This window comes from Archangium lipolyticum (assembly GCF_024623785.1).
GTDB classification, from domain to species: domain Bacteria; phylum Myxococcota; class Myxococcia; order Myxococcales; family Myxococcaceae; genus Archangium; species Archangium lipolyticum.
In genome coordinates, this window is record NZ_JANKBZ010000002.1 from 190057 (window position 1) to 212644 (window position 22588).

The following is a 22588-nucleotide window of genomic DNA, read 5'->3' on the forward strand; positions in this document are numbered from 1 at the left end:
GAGTGCGCTCGACGAGACAGACCCCGTGATCAAGGGAAGGGCGTCCATGCAGCCCCCCTGGTACCAAGGAGCCGGTATCCGCCGTGAGGCGATGTAGAGCACCACGGGCAATGCCGCGTACAGCACGGGGCGCAGCTTTCCGAGCATGGTCACGTGCGGAGTCTACCACGGTCAGCCCCGGTGCCGCGCTGCCTCGCGGTAGAGCTGCGTCAGAGAGCAGTCCAACAGCGATTGGCACGAACGCATGTAGTGCCAGGCCCGGGCAAAGGGAAACCAGACGCGAGTGCCCACGAGTACCTGTGTCTCCTCGAGCTTCTGGCGAGGTATCCACTGGCCACCCAGGTGACGCACCAGCACCTGGCCCAGGTACGCGCCAATGGCGGGCACCGCGTGCGCGTCGATGTTCTGCCGGTCGAAGACTCGCGGGAAGTCCTCGTGCCAGAACTGGTAGTCGACATCCGTGAGTGACTCGGGGGTCGCCTCGAAGACGGAGGGCACCTTCGAGTGCAGCAGTGCCACCAGGTGCTCGGCCAGGAGGCTGTAATGCTCCAGAGCGCGCCGCGGGTCCTGCACGTCGGACGGAAGGGCGGCGTCGGCGGGGCGCCACTCCTCGGGCTCGGGGGGGCTCCAGTCGTTGAGCTCGGCGATCTTCCGCTGGCGCTCGTGAATGGCGACGCTGTCCACCACGCGCGAGAGGAGCGGGGACACGTCCGGGTGGAAATGGGGCTCCACGGGGGCGAGTGTGGCACTGCGCTGGCGCAGGGTGCGCAGCACGGTGTCGAAGTCCAGGTCCGGACGGAGGTGGACGTGGGCACGGGCCTGGGCCTGGCGCGCCTCGTCGCTGGCGAAGTCCGCGGCGATGGGCCACGTCACCAGGAGGATGGAGCCGTTGGGGAGCGCCTCGACCCGGTGGGCCGGTGTGGACAACATGCGCTCGCGGCCGACGGTCTCCACCAGCTTCGGCCCGAAGACGTTGAGCCAGAACACCTCGTAGATTTTGTCGAATCCGTCCTGAATGGAGGTCTGCATATCGCGGCCAAAGAGGGGCGAATCCGCCAACCCCCTATCCGCCACGCTGTGGGCTGCGGCATGCGTGACCGGGTAGCGAGCGGCCCAGGCACGCACCATGTCCACGAATTTTCTGCAGCGCTCCGCCTCCGCGAAGAAGGAGAGCGGCTTCACCTCGAGCAAGATGCGCAATTCAGGAGCGAGAGGTGGGAACGAGAGCGAGAGCGACATGTCTAGCGCGGGCCACTCCGTGCGATAGAACCAGAGCCCTGTGCTTCTTTCGCTGCGCCGCTCCTCAAGGGCCTTCCAGAAAGAGGGACGGGTGTATTTGCGTCGCCGCTTGCCGCTGACGACATCCGGCATCCAGTCGCTTGCGTGCTCTTTCAGCACCTCGAGAAAGGGCTCCAACTCGCTCTCCAGTGCAGCTTGCGGGTCGTAGGCACCCTCGAAGGTGAGAAGAAGACTGTCCTCCGGCTTCAAATCACGCAGGCCCAGCACCTTCATTGAAAGAACACCTCCACTCCCTTGACCTCCTTCTGGGTTTCTCGCACGGCTTCCTTCAGCGCATCTACATTCTTGGGGTTGAGTTGGCCACCCTCGTAGATGAGGCGGACTTTCGAGACTGGCACTTCGCTAGCCCCGCGGAGGAGGGGGTGGAGGGAGTCTCGGCGGATGTCCAGTGTCCCGCCATATTTTCGCAGCGCTTCACTCGCGTCCTCAATCATCTGAGCCTTCAATGCTTCTCTCTCCGCGCTCGAGAGGTCGCGGCTTTTGAAGCTGTATGTCTCGACGCGAGGTGGCCGTCCGATGAGCTCGTCTTCTTCGATGATGAGCACATCCGCGTAGTGCAGGTTGGTACCCGGCTTTTTCACGCCCACGTATCTTTCAATGCGAGGCTTGTGGAAGGCCCCGAGGAAGCGGCGCTCTGCCCGAGGAAGTTTCGCGTCGGCTCGTAGCAACTCCACCATGAGGCGCTCGAAGGCCATTCCCCGGGCGAACCACCCCCGCATCAGCTCGTAGGGCGCCCAGCGCAGAGGCCCTTTGACTGCCGTGCCCTGTCTGACTTGTTCCAAGCGCTTCTCGTAGTAGGCGACGTACTCAGGCCAACGTGGATTGCTCTCGGCTCCGGGCGGCGGTGCCTCCACGGAGGGACGTTGCTTCTCCAGCACCGCCACGTTCCTGGGCAGACGCGGGCCCGTGGACTCGAACTCCACCAGCGCCAGTCTGGCCTCCACCACCTCCCGGGTGAGGCCTGCCTGCTCGTCCACCAGCGAGGCCAGTCCTCCGGCGCGTTCCGTGACTCCGGCTCTCGTGAGGGCGGGACGCGCGGCGTCATCCGCTCCGGTGGTCAGCTCACCAGGGCCCATGTCCGCCCCTCTCCTCGCCGCCGAGGAGCCCGTGGCTCCGGGCCTGGCCTTGGACATGAGCGCCTGCGCCCTGGCCACATTGCCCCGGGCCTCGCGTAGCGCCAGGACTGCGTCCACTCCCCCAACGGCCACGAAGCGGCCTACCTCCCGGCGGGCGCGTATGTTCCGGGCCAGCTCACGCAGACGGTCCACGCCCAACTGCGCCTCCAACTGCCGCGCCATCCCCTCGAGCACCCTCAACCGCAACTCCATTGCCTGGAGCCCGTTGAGTCGGTGCGCCCCGACACCCGTTGCACCTCGGGCCTCGGACAGGGCACGCAGGCCCTTGCCTCCGGCATAGAGGGTTCCCAGCAGCAACGCGGGTGTCAGCTCGCGCGTGGCCTGCTCGTAGTGGCCCTGAGAAAGAGAGTACGCCCCTTGGCCCGTGCCGGCCGCCAGATAATAGAAGCCCAGCGGCACGCCAAACGTCATCGCGTCGAAGGTGCCCACCGCCACGTTGCCCGCGGAGAAGTGCCGCAGCGCCAGCGCCCGTTCCACCTCGTGCAGAGCTTGCTGGTACGGTGGCGGCAACTGCGCCCGCCGCGCGGACAGCTCCGTGTACCGGGAGCCGTCGCTGCCCAGGCTGGTGGAGAGAGCGTCCCTGGCGGCGCGGCCCAGACCCCGCCGCAAGTCGGCGGCCCGCTCGGCCCGGTCCGGGTAGTCCGAGAGCGGCAGGCCCCGTGCGTCCAACTCCTCGCGCACGGCCGGCATGAGGGCCAGCGTCTGCCCCAGCTGTTTGTCCTGGGCCAGCAGCCGCGACACCTCGTCCACCTCGTCGTCGTAGGCCGAATGCAGCACGAAGAGGGCGAACACCTCGGCATGGAAGAGGCCGTAGCGCTCGGTGGCGCTGAGAAGGAAGGCGGCGCGCTTGCGCTGGAGGAGATGGGCGGCGTCCTCGCGCACGGGCCCCAGGGCACCCAGCCGCACCGCGCTCCAGTCATCCAGGGACGCTACCAACCGGGGCATGTCCACGCGCTGCTGCAAGGCGACGAACTCGGCGGGCGAGGTGCACGAGAGAAAGGGAGCGAGGAGCGCCTCCGCGCCGGAGGAGAAGTCAGGCCAGCCCCGGGGCACGGCCCGGCCTCCGCAGGTGAGAGGGGCCCAGGGGGCGGTTCCCCCACTGGCCACCTCGCGCAGGGCCGCCTCGTCCCAGCCTGGTCCTCGGGCGCTCCATCCGAGGTGCAGCCGCTCCTGCGCGTCCACCTCCATGAAGGAGACAGAGGTGGGCGTTGCCAGCGTGACACACCCCGTGGTGAACAGGACGGCCCCCAGCAGCAGCGCCGCCCATCTTCCTGGCCAGGCCTCAGCGTGCATGGTCCATCTCCACCTCCTCGAAGGGGAAGGCCGGAGAGGTCCGTTGCTGCCCGGCTCCGTTGACGTTTCGCGCCGCTTCTCATCAGGCCATCACGCCCTCGTCAAGGTGGCGGTTCCCTGGCGCGCGATGGACGGTGTGATTCGAATTCTCCACCCGCGGCCCCCCCGAGACGTGACGAGGGCTGACAAGGTCGTTTTCAGGGCCCGCCGTCCGATGTCTGGTTCCAGGTATTGCTCGCGTTGACAATCCCATACTGGAGGCCCTGCTCCGTTCACCAATCACTGCTCATGGGGTGGGTGGATCTGTCGCGGAGACAGGCGTGTGTTACCGCCTATCCATGCGCGATCTCACCTCACCTCCTCCCTCCGTGCCCGCGCGCCTGAGCGCGCCCGGGAAGGTGCGTCGCGTGCTGATGACAGCGGGCACCGCCAACGCTGGCGGCGTGTGGACCTACGCATTGGAGCTCAGCCGGGCCCTGGGCCGCCGGGGCGTGGCGGTGACACTGGCCACCCAGGGCGAGCCCCTCACCGCGGCTCAGTGGACCGAGGTCCACGCCGTGCCGGGGCTCTCCGTCGAGCAGAGCACCTGGAAGGAGGAAGGGACGGAGGACTGCTGGGAGGACGTGGCGGCGGCGGGGCGGTGGTTGCTGGAGCTGGAGTCGCGTCTCCGGCCGGATGCGGTGCACCTCAATGGTTATTGCCACGGCGCGCTGCCGTGGCGGCGCAGGCCGTTGGTGGTGGGCCATGGGTGCCCCCTCGCGTGGTCGGAGGCGGTGACGGGCGAGCCGGCCCTGGAGCGGGATGTGCGCCATCGCTGGGAGGTGACTCGGGGCCTGCGCGCCGCCGGTCACGTGGTCACCCCCACCGCCTCCATGCTGGAGGGACTGGAGCGCCACTACGGGCCGCTGCCCCGGGCCACCGTCATCCCCCATGCGCGCCGGTGCGAGGACTTCCTCCCCAGCTCCGTGCGCGAGCCCTTCATCCTCTCCACGGGCCGCCTGTGGGACGAGGCGAGAAACCTGGAGGTACTGGAGACGGTGGCTCCCAGGTTGGACTGGCCGGTGTTCGTCGCCGGCGACTGTCGGCATCCCGACGGAGGCGAGGTGCGCGCGCGCTACGTGCGCTCCCTGGGGAAGCTGCCGCCGAAGGAGCTCGCCAGGTACATGGGCCGCGCCTCCATCTTCACGCTGCCCGCGCGCTACTCGCCCTTCGGCCTGCCCGTGTTGGAGGCCGCGCTCGCCGGGTGTGCGCTGGTGTTGGGAGACATCCCCTCCCTGCGCGAGGTGTGGGAGGGCGCGGCAGTCTTCGTTCCACCGGATGACATCGACGTGCTCGCGCGAGCGTTGAGCAGACTCGCTTCCGAGCCCGTTCTGCGCAACCGGATGTCAACCCTTGCACGGACGCGTGCGTTGGAGTTCTCCCCAGAGCGCATGGTGGATGCCTACCTTGCGGTCTACGCCGACCTGGACCGCGCGTCCGCGTTGGCGCCTCCCGCCCATCCCCAGCTGGCGCGGGCGACGTGACCGGGACTTCTGAACGATGCGCATCCTCGAGGGAACTGGGCGTCGGGACCGGATGGCTGGGGCCGGTCGCAAGGAAAGGGTGAGTCATGAGCAGCCACGGACTTCGGATCGCCTTCTTCGGCTCGAGCCTCGTCTCGGCCTGGTGGAACGGGGCGGCCATGTACTACCGGGGCATCCTCCGCGCGCTCCACGCGCGGGGTCACCGCGTCACCTTCTATGAGCCGGACCTGCCCGGTTCCCAGGGGCACCGCGACCTGCCGGCCGCTCCGGAGTGGGCGCGCGTGGTGGTGTACCCCGTCGAGGGCACCGACGGGCTGGAGCGGTGTCTGGAGGAGGCCCGGGGCGCGGACGTGGTGGTGAAGGCCAGCGGCGTGGGCGTCTTCGACGAACTGCTGGAGGCGCGGGTGCTGGAGCTCAAGTCCGGCCACATCCAGGTCGTCTTCTGGGACCTGGACGCTCCGGTGACGCTGGAGCGGGTGACGCGCAACCCGGAAGACCCCTTCCGGGCGCTCATCCCGCGCTACGACCGCATCCTCACCCAGGGTGGGGGAGATCCGGTGGTGCTGGCCTACCGCGACCTCGGGGCCCGCGACTGCATTCCCGTGTACAGCGCGGTGGATCCGGACGTGCACCACCCGGTGCCGCCGGACGTGCGCTTCGACTGTGACCTGGCCTTCCTGGACGAGCGGCTGCCGGACCTCGAGCGGCGCGTGGAGTCCTTCTTCCTGCGCGCGGCGGATCTGCTCCCCGACAAGCAATTCCTGCTCGGGGGCGATGGGTGGAGCGAGCGGCAGCGGCCCTCCAACATCCGGTACGTGGGCCACCTGGCCCCGGGGGAGCGCAACGTCGTGCGCAGCACGGCGCGCGCGGTGCTCGACGTGAGCCGGGACGGCATGGCGCGCTTCGGTTTCTCGCCGGCCCCGCGTCTCTTCGAGGCCGCCAGCGCGGGGGCCTGCCTCATCACCGACGCGTGGGAGGGCATCGAGCTCTTCCTGGAGCCGGGCCGCGAGTGTCTGGTGGCGCAGGACGGTCTGGAGGTGGCCGAGGCGGTGCTGTGCCTCACGGATGACGGGGTGCGTGAGCTGGGGGCCGCGGCGCGCCGGCGCGTGCTGGCCGAGCACACGTACGCACACCGCGCGGTGCGGGTGGAGCAGGCCCTCGGTTACACGTCGCGCTCCAGCGCCATCCGGGAGTTCGTGGCCTGACACGCGAATCGGCAGGATCTTGCCGGTAGATTCCTGCCAACGAAGGCCTTGCCGCGGTGCGATGTCTGTCTTCTCCGAGTGGGGGCCCCTGCCCGGTGGGGCGGGCATGTCCATTGCTTGACAGTGGTTCGTGCCATCGAACCTCGCTCAAGCAATGCCTCTCCAAGAGAGGGAAGGCCGATTCCTTCTCCCCACGGGACTGGTGGAGGCCGAAGGGAAGAAGCGCGCCCTCTTTCTGGCGCTCTGGGAACAACACCGCGAGTACCTCCACGGGCTCTGCCGCAGACACCTGGGCAGCGCCACGGAAGCGGAGGAGGCCATGAGCGAGCTGGCCATGAAGCTGTGGCGGAAGCTGCCCTGGCCGGAGGCCCTCATCCACCCCAAGGGGTGGCTGCGGCGGATGGCGCTCAACGTCTGCATCGATCTGCGGCGTGGCAGGCGCTCCGGGGACTGGCTCATGGAGCTGGAGGAGCTGGAGAACGAGGACGGGGCCCTCACCTCCTGTACGCGCACCCCCGAGCAGGTGCTCCTCGGGCGCGAGTTGTGGGGCGAGACCCGCGAGCACCTCCAGGCCCTGTCTCCCGGGCTGCGGCAGGTGGCGGAGCTCCACTTCGTGGAGGAGCTGCCCTACGCGGTGATCGCGGATCAGCTGGGCCTGAGCCAGGTCAACGTGCGCAAGCGCATCGAACGGGCTCGCACCCAGCTCCGCCACGCGCGACTCGCGGCTCCGTGATTCTGGTGGCACGAGAATCTTCCAGGGCGTGTGTGGGAGGAACCAGCCGATCCGCGCAGCAGAGGCGCCGCGTGTGATCCAAATGGTCGAGTGTCCGAGCGACTCGAGGGGGAGCGAGCGTCAACGAGTCTGATCCTGAGCCAGGGCTGTCATGTCAGTCCGGGTTGTTACGGTAGGCCCTGTTGAATGAGTGACACTGAGCACCTTTGAAAATCCCTCCCATGGACTCCCAGCATCAGGTCGACCGCAAAGCTCCGCGCGGCATCGCGAGAAGCGGCTCTCCTTCAGAGGGGCTCGCGGAGTCAGAGGTTGTCTCGAGCGGAACTGCTGGCCAGGCCGTGCCCGGCGGGAGCCAGCGTGAAGTGGGCGATGAGCAGGGGCTCGTCGCTGGCGTGAAGATGCGTGAGGCACTGGAGGCGGCCCGCTGTGTGGCGGACGCCCGTGTCCCGGTCGTCTTGCATGGGGAGACCGGCACCGGAAAGGAGGTGCTGGCGTGGTTCATCCACCAGCACAGCCCCCGGCGCGACAAGCGCATGACGCAGGTCAACTGCGGCGCCATTCCGAAGGAGCTCATCGAGAGCACCTTCTTCGGCCACGAGCGGGGCGCCTTCACCGGTGCCATCCAGCAGCAGAAGGGCGTCTTCGAAGACGCCGATGGGAGCACGCTCTTCCTCGACGAGCTGGGCGAGCTTCCCCTGGCCGCCCAGGCCTCGCTGCTGCGCGTGCTCGAGACGGGGACCTTCTGCCGCGTCGGTTCGAGCCGGGAGATCGCCGTCGACGTGCGGCTCATCGCCGCCACGCACAAGCATCTCGAGTCCATGGTCGAGGCGGGCACCTTTCGCGCCGACCTCTACTACCGCCTGAGCACCATCGTGGTGGAGATTCCCCCGCTGCGCGAGCGGCTGGATGAAATAGACCTCTTCGCGCGGCACTTCCTCGAGCTCGCCAACAAGTCCAATGGCCGGAGCGTCCAGGGGCTCGCTCCCGAGGCGCTCGCGCTGCTGCGGGCCTACCCCTGGCCGGGGAACGTGCGCGAGCTCAAGAACGCCATCGAGCGGGCCGTCGTGATGGCGCGGGGCACGATGATCTGCCCTGGAGATCTGCCGGAGCGCGTCCGGCTCTTCCAGGCGGGGAGCTCGCGGGAGCCCTCGCTGGGGTCGGGTCTGATGCCCGCGGTGACCCCGCCGCCCATCGCCAGGGGCGAGGGCGCCCGGGAGCGCCTCCAGCAGTACGAGGTGCAGCTCCTGAGCGAGGCGCTGGAGGGCGTTGGCTGGAACCGGACCGAGGCCGCGAAGCGGCTGGGCATTCCCGTGCGGACGCTGGCCTACCGGATGAAGGTGTTGGGGCTCAGCAAACCCGGGCGGTGAGGCCGGCCGTCGGCCAGCATCAACCGCTCCACCTCGGTGACGGGGATGGGGCGCCACCTCGAGCCCATGCGCGGCCTGGCGCTCGTGTTCTTCGTGTGCAGGTAGGCGACGTACTTGTCCCAGTGGGAGTGGGCGACGAGCTTCTTCGGCTCGGGGCCCTGGAGGAAGAGCACGTCCTCGCCGTGGCTCGTATCGGGGAACGGGTTCCGCCGCCAGAGCGAGCGGGTGTAGCAGAGCGTGCCGCCATGGACCCAGGGCCGCTCGTGCCGCGGGTACTCGTAGCGCCAGGCCTCCCGGCGCACCGGGTTGTAGAACAGGGGCCTGCTCAGCCCGCACACGTCCGCGAGCTCGCCGAGAAGGACGCGGGCCTGCAGCTCGATCCAGTCCGACGCCATCCAGTCGTCGTCATCCCAGTGCAGGATGATTTCCCCGGTCGCGCGCTCGCAGGCCAGGTTGCGCTTGTGGCCGATGGAGCTCCGTCTCCCTTCGCGCAGGTAGTGGATGCGGGCGTCGTCCGGAATCAGCTCCTCCACGGGACGCGAGCCATCGTCCACGATGATGAGCTCGGTGTCGGGATGGCCCTGCCGCAGGAAGTGCCGGATCGCCCGGGGCACGAACTCTTCCCGGTCGAAGGTCGGCATGATGCACGAGACCCGGGAGCGCGCCGGGGGGCTCACGGCCACGTCCGGGGTGGAGGGCCGGTTGCGCTGCGCGAGGTAGAACGCCCGGTCCGCTCCGAGGCTCGCGGGCTCCAGCACCTTCCACCACTCCCCGGGGTCCAGGAGGTGACCGGGTGCGAACCGCCAGGTGTTGCGCCCGTGGCGCACGTAGAGGAAGAGGTCCCTCGCGGAGAGCCTGGCGAGGCGGGCCCCTCGTTGCATGGCCGCGACCAGGAAGTCCGCGTCCTCGCGGAGATTGGCCGGAGGGTAGCGCACGCCCTCCCGCCAGAGGTCGCGGCGGTAGACGAGTGTGCCGCCAATCACGTCCTTCAGGAACATGCGCGCGTGGAGCCGGGGGCTGCACGCCCAGAAGTTCCAGGCGTCGAGCTCGAAGACCAGCGCCCCCTGGAGCGCCGTGATGTCGGCGGTCCCCTCGAGCAGGGGCGCGAGCTGGCGGCTCAGGCGCTGGGGGCCGTACCAGTCGTCATCGTCCCACTGCGCGATGATGCCGCCCCGCGCCAGGGCCACGCCGGCATTGCGCTTCTCGCCAAGAGACAGGCCGCGCGGGACGCGCTCCACGCGGATGCCGGCTCCCTCCGGGAGGGTGGGAGGCAGGTCTCCCTCCTCCTCATGAATGATGATGAGCTCCTTCCGCGCGACGTCCTGCGCCAGGAAGTAGCGGATGGACTGCTCGACGAAGCGCGCCCGCCGGGAGGTGATCATCACGCAGCTCACCAGCGGGGGTTCATCCTCCATGCGGGGGCACGAGGGTGTCGCGTCCATCTCACACCCTGACGAAGTTCGTGAACCGGATGATGAAGTACATGGCGATGTTCATGGGGCGCGTCTCGGCCGGGGAGGTGAAGAGCGGCTGCTGGGAGCCCGGCTCCTGGACGACGCTGTCCGTGGGCGCCGTCACGGTCTCGACGAGACTGGCCGCTTCCGCCGTGGGGCCCGCCCCGGCGGGACTGGCCACGGGCTTCGTGTAGTCGTGCTCGTGGAGCTGCAGCGCGCAGTCCTGGAGGGAGCCGACGCCGGGGGCGGTGTCTCCGTTGGTCAGCTTCCGCGTGCCGGCATCGGGATCCTTCCCGGAGCCCGAGTCGACTCCGCGCAGGAAGTAGCCGCGCAGGTCGGGGAGCAGGAAGGTGTCTCCGCTCGAGGTCTTCGAGTAGAGGTAGCCGATCGCCGCGAACAGCTCGGGGTACTCGGAGACCTTCAGCTCGCGCCCGTCGCAGACCAGCCAGCCCTGTCTCCACAGGAGCGTGGCGTGCTCCGGAGGGTCTCCCCCCGTATCCCCGGGGAAGGGCACCACGGCCCCGGCGAAGGACACCACGCTCCCCACCGGCAGGCCCGGGACCGCCAGGGGCATGGGGCCGGGAATGGGGGGAATCGGCGGACGGGGAGGACGCATGTCATGGCTCCTTGTTCGAGGAGCCCTGAATCTGCCTGGATGCGTGGGTGGGCTCGAGCCTCCGCAGCCCCTCGATGGGGAACTCCTGGAGGACGGTGATGGTGGTCGGGACGGTGAACTCCCAGGGCTCGCTCATGGGGCGCACCTCGCTCGCACCCGGGCCGAGCTTCTTGAGCTCGTTGGCGAGCGCGAGGTCGGACTCGTGCACCGCCACCCGATCCGCGCGTCCTTCCCAGAGCATCCCCGAGGCGAGGAAGAACAGGACGGAGAGGGCCTCGGGCGGTGTGACGGGGATGAGCAGGCGCGCGTAGGCGGCCTCGAGGAAGTCGAGGAAGCGCTCGTCTCCCGCGGACATCAGCGCGGTCCGGGTGCGCCGTGCCCCTCGTCCCCGGGGGGACATGATGAAGCTGTAGCTGCTCTCGTCCCACTCGAAGGCCCGCTCGAAGAACTGGAGGTAGCGGGGATAGGCGATGTCCAGCTCGCTCGGGACACCTGGCGGTGGGGAGCCGCCGGGCTCGCCGACGTGCTCCTGGAGGGTCTGGAACAGGAGATCGAACGACTTGCGCTTGAGCTCCTTGCGCTCGGTGGTGCGGTAGTTCTGGCGCGGGTGGGGCGCCTCCTCGGGGGGCATGCCACCGCGAGGCAGCCCCTCGTAGGCGGAGAGCTGCGCGGCGTAGGACTGGTGGATGGCGCGGAACGTCTCCAGGCGCCACTCGTCCATCAGCCCGCGGCTCGGAGCCGCCTCCAGCTCCACCGTGAGCTGGGCGGGCTCGAGGTCCACCGGTGGCGAGGCGAGCGGCCCGGAGGTGATGAGGAGCACCTGCACCGTCCCCTCGTCCTGGTTCATCTTCACCGTCACCAGGTCGGTGGAGGTGGCCTGGAGGGAGACGCGGGCCTGTCCGACGAGCCCCTCGAGCTGGAACGGGTCCTGGCCCGGCGGCAGCACGTAGCCGACCCGGGCCGTGGTGGCCTGGTACCCCTTGGGCAGCGAGAGCGCGAGCACCTGCCCGCTCCGGACGAGCCCCGTCACCACGTGCCTCGGGTCCGGAGGCATGCGCAGGTCCTCGCTCGGGTAGCGCGCGGCCAGCATCGGGAAGCCCAGGGGAGTGATGTCCTCGAAGGACTCGATGCCGAGCGCCGCGGGGGGCACGGGAGGCGTCGAGTTGCCGGGGAGATCATCCTCCTCGGCGAGGTAGTGCTCGGCGGGCGAGGGGACGAGGAACTCCAGCACCATGCGGTTGCCGTAGTTGACCACGCAGGCGCGGTGGACCTCGTTGAGCCAGCGGTAGACGCCGTGGCGGCCGTGGGCATTGCCCGTGTTGTCGAGGACGCTGGTGGTGGCCTCCACGCTCTCGCGGGTGGTGCTGGTGCGCCGGGCCTCCAGCACCTGGAGGGTGATGCGCTCGCTGGCCTTCTCGAGGACGCTCTTGGCGAAGCGCTGCAGGTCGCTGCGCCCCGGGCCTCCGCTGCCCGGCGCGGTCTCGACGCTCCAGCTTCCGTTCAGCGTGGCGGTGGTGGGCGGGCCATAGTTGGTGCTGAAGTCGTTGTACGAGGTCTTCTCGAGGATGTCCGCGACGGTGCTCTTCACCTCGCTCGTCAGGGAGGTCGACCCGCCGAGCGCCTCGCGTCCGTTGGTGTTCTCGTCGGAGAGGAGCCGGGTGGAGGTCTGCGTCTCCTGGCTCGTCTTGCGGCGCACCGACTCGCGCCGCTCGCCGGCCATGAGGCTCTCCACGTAGGCCAGGTCGCCCAGCGCGTAGCCGACGAGCTCCTGCCGCACCATCTGCAGGTCCCCGATGGCGTAGGCGATGATGCGCGAGCCCTCCCGGGGCGGGCTCTCCACGGGCGAGGCAGCCGCGGGCGGGAGGGGAAAGAGCCGGGCGGGCAGGACGGGCGAGGCGTTGGCGAGGGCGTCCAGCTCCCGCCGCGTTGGCGTCTGGGGTTGCTCGAGGAGCCAGCGCAGCAGGTGGTCCACCAGGAGGTACTTCGCCAGTGTGTCGCGCAGGTGCGGCTGGTAGCCGAGCTCGATGACGAGGGCGAAGTAGCTCTGCCAGAGGTTGACCAGGACCGGGGTGTAGGCCGCGGAGTCGAGCTGAGCGCGCAGTTGCTCGGGCGTCGTCTTCAGCAGCTTCCAGAGGAGGGCCATCGTCTCCGCGGGGGGCAGCTCGCGCGCGGCGTGGAGCAGCTCGGCGAGCGCCGGGTACATGTCGAAAGGAGCGCCGAGCTCCCCTGGCCTCGACACGAAGGTGGAGCCAACACCGCCCTCGATGTACGAGACGGCGAGCCGTTCCATGCGCTCTCGCGCGTCCACGCCGCCCTGGTCGCGGATGGCGCACAGCTGGATGAGGAACTCGCCAGAGGGCGGCTGATCCAGCGGGTAGGGGTAGCGGACGAAGTGGAGCGCCAGCTCCGAGGAGGAGGGCTCCGGCCACGTGCGCATGTACACGTAGGGGAAGAGCTCTCCGCCGCGCGTGGCTGGCGTGATGATGACGGCGGGGGGCTCCTCGGAGGGAGCCGGGGAGGGGGGCGGCGGAGGAGGCGGTGGTGGGTCGGGCCACGACGGCGTCGGAGCCGGGCTCGTGAACTCGACCATCCCACCGGCGTACTGGCGGACCTCATGGGAGAAGCCGTAGTCGAGCTCCTCGGCCCAGACGAGCCACACACGGCCGTCGTGCTGGCAGCGCAACTTCCCAATGACCTTGAGCCCACAGGGAAAGGAGGTCTCGAAGGCGATGACGTCCGGTGGCTCCCCACTCTCGCGCTCGTAGGCGGGTTGGACGGGCTGGCCCCGGGAGGAGGGCTGAAGCGTCATCTTCCACGACGCGAGCTGCCTGTCCGGGCCTATGGTGAACTCGAAGATGAAGCCGAGACGCCAGCGGCGCCTCTCGAGGTCGGACACCTCGAGGTGGAAGTGCTTGGGAGGGATGGACCGCATACGTGGCTCCTGGAATCTCCTGGCGCCCGGAGGCGGAGCGCCAAGGGGGCGAGCGCACCTGGGATGGCGGGGGCGCTCACCCCCTGGCGGTGCACGGCGACGGACTACAACCGCGTCACGTTCTGGAGCGTGAAGTGGAACGGCGTGGAGCCGGTGCCGGGGCCACCGCCCGACATCACGATGTCCGCGCTCTTGATGCCCAGCAGCGAAATCTCCGTGTTGATGTCGGAGATGATCGCCGAGTCCATCACCTTGCCCTGCTGAATCTGCGAGGCCACGCCGATGAAGATGGTCGGCTTGAACTTGAACACGGCCTTCTGGCCCGGCGCGATGGAGGTCTTGGTGGCGAGCAGCAGGTTGTCGCGGAAGACGTTGGCGTCGATGGCGCCCTGGGGAAGGGCGTTGCGCACCTGAACCTCCTCGGGGCTGGTGGCCGGCGAGGTGGAGAGCTGGAGCTCGTTGCCGGAGGAGGTGAGCGACATGTCCCAGAGCTCGCCGGGGGACGCGTCGAAGGTCGGGGTGAAGTTGTTCCAGCTGTCGTTGGCGGACACGTCCAGCGCCAGCGAGTACGTGAACGGGTGGTAGTTGCCGCGCCCGAGGTTCTGGATCACCCGCCACGCGATGGACAGCTCGTCGAAGTCCGTCGCCACGTTCTTCTGGAAGATGACGATCTGCGAGTTGTTCTTGTCATTGGACTGGTTGTAGAGCTTGAGGTTGACGACCTGCGGCATGTGTTGCTCCTGGTTGGCGTGCCCGAGGGGTCGGGCTCGTTGTTCTGGTATTTAGCAATCGTGGTGCCAGGGGCCCGCTCGGGTGGCTTCCACTGGGATGAGAGGGATTGACGTTCGAGCCGGAGCAAGGAGTGGCTGGCAATGAATTGCTCGCGGCTGGGAGGATGGCAGGATCCTGCCGGGGCTCAGCCGACCACCTTCGGGAGGATCGGCTTCTGCTGCATCGGGAGGTACACCTCGAACGCCGAGCAGAGCGCCATCTCCTCCGCGTTGATGAGCCACTGGATCATCTTCGCCTTGTCATCGGCCGCGCCGAGGAGAGCCGTGCTCTGCTTGCGGATGGACGCCGCGAGCATCAGCTCCTTGCCTTGGTACTTCTTCTGGAAGGCCTCGGCCTCCTGCCGCGTATAGGCCCCGCGTGGGTAGCTGAACTTCTTCCCGATCTCCTCCACCAGGTCGGCGGAGACGTCCATGTCCCCCTGTGAGTCATAGGAGAAGTCGGGATCCTGCGGATGGAACTTCGCGAGCGTCGTGGAGAAGAAGTCCCGGTACCCGTCCAGGAGGCCCTGCGCGAGCTGGAGCACCTGCTGCTCCGTCCAGGTGCGCAGCTTCACCAGCGCATCGTCGAAGCCGTGGGTGATGACCGAGTGCGCGGCGATCCGCACCAGGTGCGGGGGCGGGTAGCTGCCACCACTGTTCTCGTGCAGCAGGAGGTAGTGACGGCTCCTCCTCTCGGCGGCCAGGATGCCCCCTTTGTTGTCCTGGTAGATGGACGGGTACTGATTGCCGAGCGTCCCCTCGACGTAGCCGTTGTGCCAGTAGGTATCCCCGATGTCGCGCAGGATGATCGACTTGAGGCGCGTGAGCTTGTTCTGGTCGAAGACGAGGAGGAAGTTCTGGGCATTGGCCGACTCGTGGATCAGCCCGTACTCGAGGAACAGCTTCGCCTTGGCCCTTCCGACGGGTCTGGCGAAGTTGGTCACCCAGAACGCGAAGTCCTCCTGGACGTCATCGCTCTGCGAGAACACCTTCTCACTGTACGGCACGCAGAGCCCGGGGAGGTAGACCTCGCCGTCGCGCATGCAGGAGAGATCTCTCACCTGGAACCCATCGTAATCGTCGCTATCGACGATGGGCGCCGTGACCGTCAGGAGCTCGAGCTGCGTGCGGAAGGTGTCATCGACGAAGTTGTTCTCGTCCGGCTTTCGCAGTGCCTCCACCCGCTTGATGATGGTGGAGCGGGTGATCGCCAGCGAGCTGTTGACCTCGAGCCGGTTCTTCCCGGCGGGTGCCTCGAACTTGCTGCCGACGTAGGACACGCCCGTCTTGATGGAGTAGAGCCTCGACGCGACGTTGTCTCCATTCGCCTGCTGGCCATTGGCGCTGGTGAACTTGCCGAGGTCCGGTCCGATGATGGTGTAGAAGCGGTTGTTGTTGGGGGCGGGGTCGGTCCACTCGTCTTGATTCACACACGCCTGGTTGATGTTGGCGGTGGGACTGCGCTGGTTCTCCCACTTCGGATCCTGCTGTGGCTGGGGGTCCCCATTGGGCACGAGCGCCAGGGAGCTGCGCGAGGCCGTGCTCCAGCGGCGCATCTTCCAGAACGCATCCGTTTTGATCTTCACCCGGGTGCCGTCCACGAGGTTGGGAGAGAGGCTCGAGCCCAGCTCGCTGTCTCCCGAGTTGAAGGGGAAGCGCACGCGCAGGTACCCCTCCTGTGTGGGTTCGGGCAGGAAGAACGCGAGGAGCCACGGGTGGTCGTCCTTCAACCCGTCGATCATCTGGACCTCGAAGGTCCCGCGCTCCCGCTCCTCGGCCTCCCAGAGGATGAACTGCTTCTCGGCGTCCGGCTTGGTGTAGGTCGGGTCATTCGCCAGACATTCGTAGGCGCACCAGTCCAACCCCGCCGACGTGCGTAGCTGAGGCAACAATTGCTCGATGTCATCCAGTGTGATGGGCATGTCCGTGGGCTCCTTGTGGGTGCCCCTGCGGACAGCAACGCCCGTACCAGCCGCGGACCCCGGGAGGCGGAGTCGCCGCGGACGGCAACATCTTGCCTCTTCCCCGGCCACGGGCCATCTCTTGCCCGCCAGTTCTTGCCCGGCCTCTCCGCTCTCGAGCCCGGTGGGCCGGACTCAGTTCGTGGCCTCGGTGGGCGCCACGATGTGCTCGCCGCGGGCGTGCTGGTTCGCGTGGCGCGCGGAGAGGAACCGGCGCACGAGCGCGCGCGTCAGCAGCCCGTGGGTCTGGCTCCCCGGAGGTCCCTGCACGGGCAGGGCGTCCACGTCCTCCAGGTCCATCAGGTGGAGCGCCTGGGCCAGGTCCGTGTCCGGCGTGAGCAGGGGCACCTTGCGCGCGACATCGCTGGCGACGAGCGCCGGGTGCAGGGCCTCGTCGCGCCAGATCTCCCGGAACTGGTCCACCTGGACGATGCCGTACAGCTTCCCGTCTCCATCGAGCACGGGCAGCACGCCGCTCTCGGTGGTGAGCACCTGGTCCATCAGGGGGCGCAGGTGCATGTCGGCTGGCACGGGCTCCATCTCGCGCATCAACGCGCGCACCGGGGTGGTGGCCAGCAGCTCCGCGTCCGTCTGCACCTTGGGCGCCTTGCGCTCGGAGAGGTAGTGGCAGAGCGCCGAGGCGATGGTGCACGTCACCATGAGCGGCAGGATGATGGCGTGATTGCCGCTCAGCTCGTAGAGCATCATCATCCCGGTGAGGGGCCCACGGGTGAGCGCGGCCATGGCTCCGCCCATGCCCACCATGGCGTAGGCGCCGCTGGGCCCGGTGCCGTGGGGGAAGAAGTAGTGCACCAGGGTGCCGAAGGCGCCGCCGGCCATGGCGCCCATCACCGCCGAGGGGAAGAAGGTGCCGCCCGAGCCGCCCGAGCCCAGGGTGATGGCGGTGGCCACCAGCTTCACCCCGCACGCGGTGACGAGGAAGATGAAGCTCAACTGCCCGATGGCGGCCAGGTTGATGTAGTCGTGCCCGCTGCCCCACACGGTGGGGCTGAGGAAGGCGAGCACGCCCGCGCACAACCCGCCGAGGGCCGCGCGCTGCGGCAGCGGGCGCCGCCCCAGCCACGCCGACAGCTTCCCTTCCACCCGCCCGCCGAAGAAGTCCTCCGTGTGGTGCAGCAGCCGCACGAAGGCGTACGCGATGAGCCCGCAGATGAGCCCCAGCCCCGCGTAGAAGATGACCTCGCCGCCGCTCACCAGCTGGTAGCCGAGCCGGTTGATCATCGGCGCCGCCCCCATGGTGCCCCGGCTCACCAGCGTGCCCGCCACGCTGGCGAGGATGATGGGCGAGAAGACCTTCAGCTCGAACTCGCGCAGGATGATCTCCATCGCGAAGACGGCTCCGGCGATGGGGGCGTTGAAGGAGGCGGAGATGCCCGCGCCCGCGCCGCACGCCAGCAGGATGGCCAGCTCGCGCCGGGAGAAGCCCAGGGTGTGGCCCACGGTTCCGGCGAAGGCCGCGCCTCCATAGACGATGGGGCCCTCGCGCCCGGCCGAGCCTCCACTGCCGATGGTGATGGCGCTGGCGATCAGCTTGAGCAGGCCCCGCTCTCCGGACAGCTCCTGGTTGCTCTTCACCGCGCGCACCACCTCGGGCACGCCGTGGCCATGGATGTCCGGGTAGTCGCGCAGCAGCCGTCCCACCACCAGGCCACCCAGCGGCGGGGCCACGAGGAAGAGCCACCAGGGCAGGTGGGGCAGGGTCTCGGTGAGGCTGTGGGCGTGGCCCAGGGCACGGTTGAGCGCGGTGAGCGCCACCAGCGGGTAGTAGAGGGCGAGCGCGCCCAGCACCAGCAGGGCCAGCAGGCGCAGCCGGCGTTTCACCTCGTCACGGGGGCCGCCGGGCTCGATGACGCGCGCGAGCAGCAGCGCGCCCAGGGCCAGCGGGGCGCCGGTGATGGCGTGCTCGAGGTGCCAGTTCGTCCGGGCCAGCGCGTCCCACACGTTGGCCAGTGGGTGCGAGCCCGCGTGCCGCGGGTTGCCGATGCGCGCGATGCTGAAGGAGATGCCGCTCACCACCCCGATGAGGTTGGAGAAGATGCCCGCCGCCAGCCCGCTGTAGAGGCCCACCACCGCCCCGGCCACCGGGAGTACCGAGGGGCCTGGGAGGTGGATCCGATTGAAGGCTTGTAGGGAGACCTGCACCAGGCGCCGAAGCGGGGGCTCGCCACTCATTGGAGCCCATACTAAGCGCCTCCTGCCTTGGGGTTTCAAGGCCTCCGTGGCAGGCAGGTCAGGGGGCGTGATTCTGGTTGGGGAGGCGGGCTCGCACCAGCAGGGCGAGGACTCCCAGCAGCAGCCAGGGCCCCACGTGCGAGGCCGCCAGGTGCCGCGCGCTCCCGTCCGGACAGTGCACGTGCAGCAGCAGCAGGCCCACCGCTCCGGCGGAGAGTCCCGCGGCCACCGACCGGGCCGGGTGGTAGGCCGAGCGCCGCAGCATCACCAGGGCCGCCACCAGCGGTAGCGCCGACAGCAGCAGGTGCATCCGCATGCACCCGATGCTCCCCGCGAGGAAGCCCTTCACCGCGAGTCCCGAGCCGCCCAGCACCACCGACAGCGCCACCACCGCCGCGCTCGTCCCCACCAGGCCCCAGGCCACCCGCCGCGCCGGCGCCAGCGCCACCACCGCTCCTCCCACCATCATCAGCAGCAGGAGCGCGGCCAGCCCCGCCACCACCCAGGAGGCGGCCGTGTTGAGGAACAGGCCCACCCGGCTGAGCCCCAGGGCTCCGAGCACCGTCACCCCTCCGTACACGCCCACCAGCACCAGCACCTCGTGCCACCAGGGGGTCGCCCTGGGATGGGCCTTCAGCTCCTCCAGGACCTGGGTACGTGTCGACTCCAGCGCCGGAGCCGCCGGGGTGGGGGGCGGCATGCCCTCCAACGCGCCGAAGCCCTCCTGTAGCGCGCGGCACTCGGCGCACGTGCTCACATGGGCGGCCAGCTCCGGCGGAAGCGGCTGCCCCAGGCTGTCCAGGACGCGTGTGCACTCGGGGGTCATCCGCTCGTCTCCTCGCGCAGGGCGGTCAGCAGCTCGCGCAGCCGCGCGTAGCCCCGGTGGGCCCGCACCTTCACCGCCGACTCCGTCAGTCCCATCGACTCGGCGATCTCCGCGAAGCTCATCCCCTCGAAGCGGTGCAGGACGATGGGGACGCGCTGGCCCTCGGGCAGCTCCGCCAGGGCCCGCTGCACCGTGCGCTCGAGCCCCGCGTCACGGGGGGCCGGCTCCTCCACGGGCACGCTGGCCGGCAGCTCGCCTTCTTCCGTCAGGTCCTCGGGCCGCTTGCGCCGCTGCCAGTCCCGGGCCGCGTTGGTGGCGATGGCGTACAGCCACGGCTTCACCCGCGAGCCCTCCTGGAAGCGCCCTCGCGCCCTCACCAGGGACAGGAACGTCTGCTGGGACAGGTCCTCCGCCGCGGCGGTGCTGCCCGTCAGCCGCGCCAGGTAGCCGTGGATCGGCCTCGCGTAGCGCTGGAAGAGGGCATCGAAGGCCCGTGCGTCGCCCTGGGAGAACCGCGTCATCAATACCTCGTCCGACTCACCGGCGGCCGGAAGGGGCGCCGGTTCATCAGCGGTACGCGCGGGGGCGGTAACGGGTTTCAACGGAGGGGGTGGCACGGGTTCGTCCGGGGAAGGGGAACTCTACTCCACCCTGGATGCTTCCCGGCCACCCCGGTGACGACGACTACTGGCGCTTGAGGAGCGCCTGGGGGGACGGCGCGGAGGAGGGCAGGCTGTCGGCCGCGGCGGCCAGCGCCTCGCGCACCTTCTCCTCGGCGGCCTTCATCTTCTCCTCGGCGGCCTTCTTCCGGGCGGCCACGGGGGCGAACCAGGGGATGCGCACCGGGGCGTTGAGCGCCGCGCGCTCCTCCGCCGTGTACTTCAGGTAGGAGTACTTCGTCTGCTCGGACGGGGTGCGCAGGTCGCTCACCAGGCCCACCCAGGAGAGCACCTTGAGCGAGTAGTAGCTCAGGTCCACCTCCCACCAGAACCAGCCCTGGTTGGCGGTGTTCTGGTGGAAGTGGTGGTTGTTGTGCCAGCCCTCGCCCAGGGTGATGAGCGCCAGCAGCCAGTTGTTCTTGCTGGTGTCCGTCGTCTTGTAGCGGCGCTTGCCGAACACGTGGCTGAGCGAGTTGATGGTGAAGGTGCCGTGCCACAGCAGCACGGTGCTCACGAAGAAGCCCCACACCAGCATGGAGAAGCCGCCGATGAAGAAGAGGGCCACGGCCAGCAGCACGGGCGGCACGATGAAGAGCCGGTTGAGCCACACCAGCTCCGGGAAGCGCGCGAAGTCCTTGATGCTGTCGTAGCGCGTCGCACCGTACTTGTCGCAGAGGATCCACCCGGCGTGGCTCCACCAGAAGCCCTTCTGCAGGGGCGAGTGGATGTCCTGCTCATGGTCCGAGTAGCGGTGGTGGTGCCGGTGGTGCGCCGCCCACCAGAGGACACCCTTCTGCGTCGCCAGGGTGCCGGCCAGCGCCAGGAAGAACTGGAAGCCACGGCCCGCCTTGAAGGCGCGGTGGCTGAAGTAGCGGTGGTAGCCGGCGGTGATGCCCCACATCCGGAAGACGTACAGGCCCACGCATACGGCGACATCCACCGGCCTGGCCCCCGTGTAGAACACGAAGAGGCACATCAGGTGCACGCCGATGAACGGGAGGGAGGCGAGCCAGTTGATCTTCTCGTCTTGAGCGGGCGCGGTGGTGGGTGCGTTCACGGGGGCCTCGGGCTGGAAGCAGACCGAGCGGGAAGTTGCTCAGCCTCGCCCCGCATCAACACCCCCCCATGTCATGGCAGTGTCAGGCGGACGCGGATTTCTGGAGCCCCATCAACCACTGCTCGAAATCCAGGTGGCCGTGCAGAGGAGCGAGGTCCTCGTCGGAGGCCGCGTAGTCGGCATCCTGGAAGCCGAGCGAGGTGGCGCGATGCAGCATGCGCATTGCGTCATCCTTGTGACGCGCCCGGGCATGGGCGCACGCCGCGTCGTAGGCCAGGCGGGCGACGGGCGCGTGGGTGAGGCCCTCCTCGGCGATGCGAGCCGCCTCCGAGTAGGCCCCCCGGATGAAGAGGGTCCGCCCGGCGCAGGTGAAGGCCGCCTCCGGGTCCACGCCCGGCAACCGCAGCGCGTGCTGCACGCGGCCGGCGCGGATGAGCGCGCCCGCGTACTCGTGCAGGACGGTCCTGTCCCGCGTCTCCTGCCAGGCCAGCTCCCACAGGGAGAGCGCTCGGAGCTCGTCACCCAGCAGGGAGAAGGCCGCGGCCAGGGCGTGGGTCTCCACCGGACGGCGATGCACCTGGGAGAAGTGGTCCAGCGCCGTGCGGCCCTGTCCATTCTTGAGGGCCACCCAGCCCAGCAGGTGGTGGGCGCGCGAGGCCAGGTCCGGGGTGCAGTCCTCCGCGTCCAGCACGGAGAGGCCGTGCTGGCGCGCCTCGTCCAGCCGTCCCTGGGCCAGGGCCACCTGGGCCTGTTGCAGCTCCCGCACCAGCGGCTCCGGCGCCACGCCCGAGGACACCTTGAGCTCTCCTCGCGAGGTGGCCATCAACAGCCGCAGCGCCTGGTATCCATAGATACCGAAGAGGAGGCCGAGCACGGGGGCCGGCTGGACCACGGCGAAGGCCACCACCGCGACGCACACCACGAGGGCCAGCAGCTGCGCCCCCATGAAGCCCGTCTTCCCGAGGAGCCGGGTGGCCAGGGTGCTCACGATGGTGCCGCCATCCAATGTAGGGACGGGGATGAGGTTGAAGAGCGTCCAGAAGAGGTTGGCCACGAAGAACCAGGCGAGCAGGAAGCGCGGCACCTGGGCGTCCGGGGACAGCCCGTATTGCCGCAGGAGCAGCGCCGCCAGGCCCAGCGCCAGCCCGGACAGGGGCCCCGCCGCGGTGATGAGCACCAGCCTGTTCCAGGGGATGGGGGCGGAGGCGTTGGGCCGGGTGGCGCCGCCCAGCCAGACCAGCTCGATGCTCGGCCGGTAGCCGAACACCCGGAGCGCCAGCGCGTGGCCCGCCTCATGGACGAGCGCCGACACGAAGATGATGAACATCCACGAGAGGGCGACCCACATCGCCGTACGGCCATAGTCGGGGCCAGGGGACTGGAGCTGGTGGTAGGGCCAGACGGTCGGGTCCAGCATCCAGGTGCTCGGATCCAACGTTCTCGGGTCCAGCGCCGGCATGTCCCGCACCATCAGGACGCCCAGCAGGGCGGAGAAGAGCAGGTGCGAGAGGTGGACGTCGACGGGGATGCCCCCGAGCCGGAAGCGCAGCATGGGGCCGACCTT

The 22588-nt window shown here is 69.1% G+C and carries 16 protein-coding genes; 4 read left to right on the forward strand and 12 right to left on the reverse strand.

Features of this window, described 5'->3' with window-relative positions; all coding sequences use genetic code 11:
• Nucleotides 1-171 precede the first annotated feature (171 nt).
• Entirely contained in the window at nucleotides 172-1512 is a 1341-nt protein-coding gene (locus NR810_RS04445) for a hypothetical protein (protein ID WP_257448246.1), read from the reverse strand.
• The gene (locus NR810_RS04450) at nucleotides 1509-3728 is read right to left on the reverse strand and encodes a hypothetical protein (protein ID WP_257448249.1); all 2220 of its coding nucleotides are present in this window, start codon (nucleotides 3726-3728) and stop codon (nucleotides 1509-1511) included. Before NR810_RS04450 ends, NR810_RS04445 begins: the two co-directional genes overlap by 4 nt.
• Nucleotides 3729-4048: 320 nt before the next feature.
• On the opposite strand from NR810_RS04450, the gene NR810_RS04455 reads away from it, so the two are divergent.
• From NR810_RS04455 to NR810_RS04470, 4 genes are all read left to right on the forward strand, one after another.
• Nucleotides 4049-5251 carry a glycosyltransferase family 4 protein gene (locus NR810_RS04455; RefSeq protein ID WP_257448252.1) on the forward strand — a complete coding sequence of 401 codons (1203 nt, stop codon included), beginning with the start codon at nucleotides 4049-4051 and terminating at the stop codon, nucleotides 5249-5251.
• A gap of 86 nt (nucleotides 5252-5337) precedes the next feature.
• On the forward strand, nucleotides 5338-6456 hold the full coding sequence (locus NR810_RS04460) for a CgeB family protein (RefSeq protein ID WP_257448254.1): 1119 nt from the start codon (nucleotides 5338-5340) through the stop codon (nucleotides 6454-6456).
• A gap of 154 nt (nucleotides 6457-6610) precedes the next feature.
• Complete coding sequence (locus tag NR810_RS04465) at nucleotides 6611-7189, forward strand: RNA polymerase sigma factor (protein ID WP_257448256.1); 579 nt, start codon at nucleotides 6611-6613, stop codon at nucleotides 7187-7189.
• Nucleotides 7190-7551: 362 nt separating this feature from the next.
• Entirely contained in the window at nucleotides 7552-8556 is a 1005-nt protein-coding gene (locus NR810_RS04470; RefSeq protein WP_257448258.1) for a sigma-54 interaction domain-containing protein, read from the forward strand.
• Here the strand turns inward: NR810_RS04470 and NR810_RS04475 are convergent.
• The 10 genes from NR810_RS04475 to NR810_RS04520 all read right to left on the reverse strand — a co-directional run bounded on the left by NR810_RS04475 (nucleotide 8514) and on the right by NR810_RS04520 (nucleotide 22576).
• On the reverse strand, nucleotides 8514-9971 hold the full coding sequence (locus tag NR810_RS04475; protein ID WP_257448260.1) for a glycosyltransferase family 2 protein: 1458 nt from the start codon (nucleotides 9969-9971) through the stop codon (nucleotides 8514-8516). The genes NR810_RS04470 and NR810_RS04475 overlap by 43 nt on opposite strands.
• Before the next feature lie 28 nt (nucleotides 9972-9999).
• Nucleotides 10000-10626, reverse strand: a complete 627-nt coding sequence (locus NR810_RS04480; RefSeq protein ID WP_257448261.1) for a phage tail protein — start codon at nucleotides 10624-10626, stop codon at nucleotides 10000-10002.
• 1 nt (nucleotide 10627) lies between these two features.
• Nucleotides 10628-13558 carry a hypothetical protein gene (locus NR810_RS04485; RefSeq protein ID WP_257448263.1) on the reverse strand — a complete coding sequence of 977 codons (2931 nt, stop codon included), beginning with the start codon at nucleotides 13556-13558 and terminating at the stop codon, nucleotides 10628-10630.
• Between the two features lie 104 nt (nucleotides 13559-13662).
• On the reverse strand, nucleotides 13663-14289 hold the full coding sequence (locus NR810_RS04490; protein WP_257448266.1) for a hypothetical protein: 627 nt from the start codon (nucleotides 14287-14289) through the stop codon (nucleotides 13663-13665).
• Nucleotides 14290-14474: 185 nt separating this feature from the next.
• Nucleotides 14475-16250: a hypothetical protein gene (locus NR810_RS04495; protein WP_257448267.1), complete on the reverse strand. Its 1776-nt coding sequence runs from the start codon at nucleotides 16248-16250 to the stop codon at nucleotides 14475-14477.
• Between the two features lie 174 nt (nucleotides 16251-16424).
• The gene (locus NR810_RS04500) at nucleotides 16425-18482 is read right to left on the reverse strand and encodes a chloride channel protein (protein WP_257448269.1); all 2058 of its coding nucleotides are present in this window, start codon (nucleotides 18480-18482) and stop codon (nucleotides 16425-16427) included.
• A 58-nt stretch (nucleotides 18483-18540) separates the two neighbouring features.
• On the reverse strand, nucleotides 18541-19308 hold the full coding sequence (locus tag NR810_RS04505) for a DUF1109 domain-containing protein (RefSeq protein WP_257448271.1): 768 nt from the start codon (nucleotides 19306-19308) through the stop codon (nucleotides 18541-18543).
• Nucleotides 19305-19829 (reverse strand): RNA polymerase sigma factor, encoded by a 525-nt coding sequence (locus NR810_RS04510; protein WP_257448273.1) that lies wholly within the window; start codon nucleotides 19827-19829, stop codon nucleotides 19305-19307. The genes NR810_RS04505 and NR810_RS04510 overlap by 4 nt, the downstream gene beginning before the upstream one ends.
• Nucleotides 19830-19992: 163 nt before the next feature.
• Nucleotides 19993-20943 (reverse strand): acyl-CoA desaturase, encoded by a 951-nt coding sequence (locus NR810_RS04515; RefSeq protein ID WP_306817927.1) that lies wholly within the window; start codon nucleotides 20941-20943, stop codon nucleotides 19993-19995.
• Between the two features lie 163 nt (nucleotides 20944-21106).
• Nucleotides 21107-22576, reverse strand: coding sequence for a site-2 protease family protein (locus NR810_RS04520; RefSeq protein WP_257448277.1), 1470 nt, complete (start codon nucleotides 22574-22576; stop codon nucleotides 21107-21109).
• Nucleotides 22577-22588: the final 12 nt, after the last annotated feature.

Excerpts from the sequence above, each read along its gene's own strand:
- NR810_RS04445 (WP_257448246.1), bottom strand. The coding sequence starts at position 1,512 with ATGAAGGTGCTGGGCCTGCGTGATTTGAAGCCGGAGGACAGTCTTCTT.
- NR810_RS04450 (WP_257448249.1), bottom strand. The coding sequence starts at position 3,728 with ATGCACGCTGAGGCCTGGCCAGGAAGATGGGCGGCGCTGCTGCTGGGG.
- NR810_RS04460 (WP_257448254.1), top strand. The coding sequence starts at position 5,338 with ATGAGCAGCCACGGACTTCGGATCGCCTTCTTCGGCTCGAGCCTCGTC.
- NR810_RS04465 (WP_257448256.1), top strand. The coding sequence starts at position 6,611 with ATGCCTCTCCAAGAGAGGGAAGGCCGATTCCTTCTCCCCACGGGACTG.
- NR810_RS04475 (WP_257448260.1), bottom strand. The coding sequence starts at position 9,971 with ATGGAGGATGAACCCCCGCTGGTGAGCTGCGTGATGATCACCTCCCGG.
- NR810_RS04480 (WP_257448261.1), bottom strand. The coding sequence starts at position 10,626 with ATGCGTCCTCCCCGTCCGCCGATTCCCCCCATTCCCGGCCCCATGCCC.
- NR810_RS04485 (WP_257448263.1), bottom strand. The coding sequence starts at position 13,558 with ATGCGGTCCATCCCTCCCAAGCACTTCCACCTCGAGGTGTCCGACCTC.
- NR810_RS04490 (WP_257448266.1), bottom strand. The coding sequence starts at position 14,289 with ATGCCGCAGGTCGTCAACCTCAAGCTCTACAACCAGTCCAATGACAAG.
- NR810_RS04495 (WP_257448267.1), bottom strand. The coding sequence starts at position 16,250 with ATGCCCATCACACTGGATGACATCGAGCAATTGTTGCCTCAGCTACGC.
- NR810_RS04500 (WP_257448269.1), bottom strand. The coding sequence starts at position 18,482 with ATGAGTGGCGAGCCCCCGCTTCGGCGCCTGGTGCAGGTCTCCCTACAA.
- NR810_RS04505 (WP_257448271.1), bottom strand. The coding sequence starts at position 19,308 with ATGACCCCCGAGTGCACACGCGTCCTGGACAGCCTGGGGCAGCCGCTT.
- NR810_RS04510 (WP_257448273.1), bottom strand. The coding sequence starts at position 19,829 with ATGACGCGGTTCTCCCAGGGCGACGCACGGGCCTTCGATGCCCTCTTC.
- NR810_RS04515 (WP_306817927.1), bottom strand. The coding sequence starts at position 20,943 with ATGTGCCTCTTCGTGTTCTACACGGGGGCCAGGCCGGTGGATGTCGCC.
- NR810_RS04520 (WP_257448277.1), bottom strand. The coding sequence starts at position 22,576 with ATGCTGCGCTTCCGGCTCGGGGGCATCCCCGTCGACGTCCACCTCTCG.